This is a genomic window from Staphylococcus sp. NWU MKU2, from assembly GCF_033283605.1.
Taxonomy (GTDB): Bacteria; Bacillota; Bacilli; order Staphylococcales; family Staphylococcaceae; genus Staphylococcus; species Staphylococcus haemolyticus.
The window spans coordinates 1-2873 of record NZ_JAVSMH010000018.1; the positions used below are offsets into that span (position 1 = coordinate 1).

The 2873-nt window shown below is 49.6% G+C and carries 1 rRNA gene; it reads left to right on the top strand.

Going from position 1 to position 2873, the window contains the following annotated elements:
* Positions 1-2793, top strand: a 23S ribosomal RNA gene (locus tag SBL15_RS12855); the annotation flags it as partial.
* Positions 2794-2873 lie beyond the last annotated feature (80 nt).

Consider the following 2873-nt stretch of genomic DNA (forward strand, 5'->3'; position numbering starts at 1 on the left):
AGCACGAGTTATGTCGTGTTATCGACAAGTGAATTCATAGCTTGTCAGAAGGCAGACCCGGAGAACTGAAACATCTTAGTACCCGGAGGAAGAGAAAGAAAAATCGATTCCCTGAGTAGCGGCGAGCGAAACGGGAAGAGCCCAAACCAATAAGCTTGCTTATTGGGGTTGTAGGACACTCTATACGGAGTTACAAAGGAATATATTAGACGAATCATCTGGAAAGTTGAATCAAAGAAGGTAATAATCCTGTAGTTGAAAATATATTCTCTCTTGAGTGGATCCTGAGTACGACGGAGCACGTGAAATTCCGTCGGAATCTGGGAGGACCATCTCCTAAGGCTAAATACTCTCTAGTGACCGATAGTGAACCAGTACCGTGAGGGAAAGGTGAAAAGTACCCCGGAAGGGGAGTGAAAGAGAACTTGAAACCGTGTGCTTACAAGTAGTCAGAGCCCGTTAATGGGTGATGGCGTGCCTTTTGTAGAATGAACCGGCGAGTTACGATCTGATGCAAGGTTAAGCAGGAAATGTGGAGCCGTAGCGAAAGCGAGTCTGAATAGGGCGTTGAGTATTTGGTCGTAGACCCGAAACCAGGTGATCTACCCATGGTCAGGTTGAAGTTCAGGTAACACTGAATGGAGGACCGAACCGACTTACGTTGAAAAGTGAGCGGATGAACTGTGGGTAGCGGAGAAATTCCAATCGAACTTGGAGATAGCTGGTTCTCTCCGAAATAGCTTTAGGGCTAGCCTCAAGTGATGATTATTGGAGGTAGAGCACTGTTTGGACGAGGGGCCCCTCTCGGGTTACCGAATTCAGACAAACTCCGAATGCCAATTAATTTAACTTGGGAGTCAGAACATGGGTGATAAGGTCCGTGTTCGAAAGGGAAACAGCCCAGACCACCAGCTAAGGTCCCAAAATATATGTTAAGTGGAAAAGGATGTGGCGTTGCCCAGACAACTAGGATGTTGGCTTAGAAGCAGCCATCATTTAAAGAGTGCGTAATAGCTCACTAGTCGAGTGACACTGCGCCGAAAATGTACCGGGGCTAAACATATTACCGAAGCTGTGGATTGTCCGTAGGACAATGGTAGGAGAGCGTTCTAAGGGCGTTGAAGCATGATCGCAAGGACATGTGGAGCGCTTAGAAGTGAGAATGCCGGTGTGAGTAGCGAAAGACGGGTGAGAATCCCGTCCACCGATTGACTAAGGTTTCCAGAGGAAGGCTCGTCCGCTCTGGGTTAGTCGGGTCCTAAGCTGAGGCCGACAGGCGTAGGCGATGGATAACAGGTTGATATTCCTGTACCACCTAGCATCGTTTTAATCGATGGGGGGACGCAGTAGGATAGGCGAAGCGTACGATTGGATTGTACGTCTAAGCAGTGAGATTGAGTGTTAGGCAAATCCGGCACTCTTAAGATTGAGCTGTGATGGGGAGAGGAAATTGTTTCCTCGAGTCGTTGATTTCACACTGCCGAGAAAAGCCTCTAGATAGATAATAGGTGCCCGTACCGCAAACCGACACAGGTAGTCAAGATGAGAATTCTAAGGTGAGCGAGCGAACTCTCGTTAAGGAACTCGGCAAAATGACCCCGTAACTTCGGGAGAAGGGGTGCTCTTTAGGGTGCAAGCCCAGAAGAGCCGCAGTGAATAGGCCCAAGCGACTGTTTATCAAAAACACAGGTCTCTGCTAAACCGTAAGGTGATGTATAGGGGCTGACGCCTGCCCGGTGCTGGAAGGTTAAGAGGAGTGGTTAGCTTCTGCGAAGCTACGAATCGAAGCCCCAGTAAACGGCGGCCGTAACTATAACGGTCCTAAGGTAGCGAAATTCCTTGTCGGGTAAGTTCCGACCCGCACGAAAGGCGTAACGATTTGGGCACTGTCTCAACGAGAGACTCGGTGAAATCATAGTACCTGTGAAGATGCAGGTTACCCGCGACAGGACGGAAAGACCCCGTGGAGCTTTACTGTAGCCTGATATTGAAATTCGGCACAGCTTGTACAGGATAGGTAGGAGCCTTTGAAACGTGAGCGCTAGCTTACGTGGAGGCGCTGGTGGGATACTACCCTAGCTGTGTTGGCTTTCTAACCCGCACCACTTATCGTGGTGGGAGACAGTGTCAGGCGGGCAGTTTGACTGGGGCGGTCGCCTCCTAAAAGGTAACGGAGGCGCTCAAAGGTTCCCTCAGAATGGTTGGAAATCATTCATAGAGTGTAAAGGCATAAGGGAGCTTGACTGCGAGACCTACAAGTCGAGCAGGGTCGAAAGACGGACTTAGTGATCCGGTGGTTCCGCATGGAAGGGCCATCGCTCAACGGATAAAAGCTACCCCGGGGATAACAGGCTTATCTCCCCCAAGAGTTCACATCGACGGGGAGGTTTGGCACCTCGATGTCGGCTCATCGCATCCTGGGGCTGTAGTCGGTCCCAAGGGTTGGGCTGTTCGCCCATTAAAGCGGTACGCGAGCTGGGTTCAGAACGTCGTGAGACAGTTCGGTCCCTATCCGTCGTGGGCGTAGGAAATTTGAGAGGAGCTGTCCTTAGTACGAGAGGACCGGGATGGACATACCTCTGGTGTACCAGTTGTCGTGCCAACGGCATAGCTGGGTAGCTATGTATGGACGGGATAAGTGCTGAAAGCATCTAAGCATGAAGCCCCCCTCAAGATGAGATTTCCCAACTTCGGTTATAAGATCCCTCAAAGATGATGAGGTTAATAGGTTCGAGGTGGAAGCGTGGTGACACGTGGAGCTGACGAATACTAATCGATCGAAGACTTAATCAATTTATTTCAACGTTTTGCGAAGCAAAATCATTTACTTACTATCTAGTTTTGAATGTATAATCATTCTCTTGTCTGGTGAC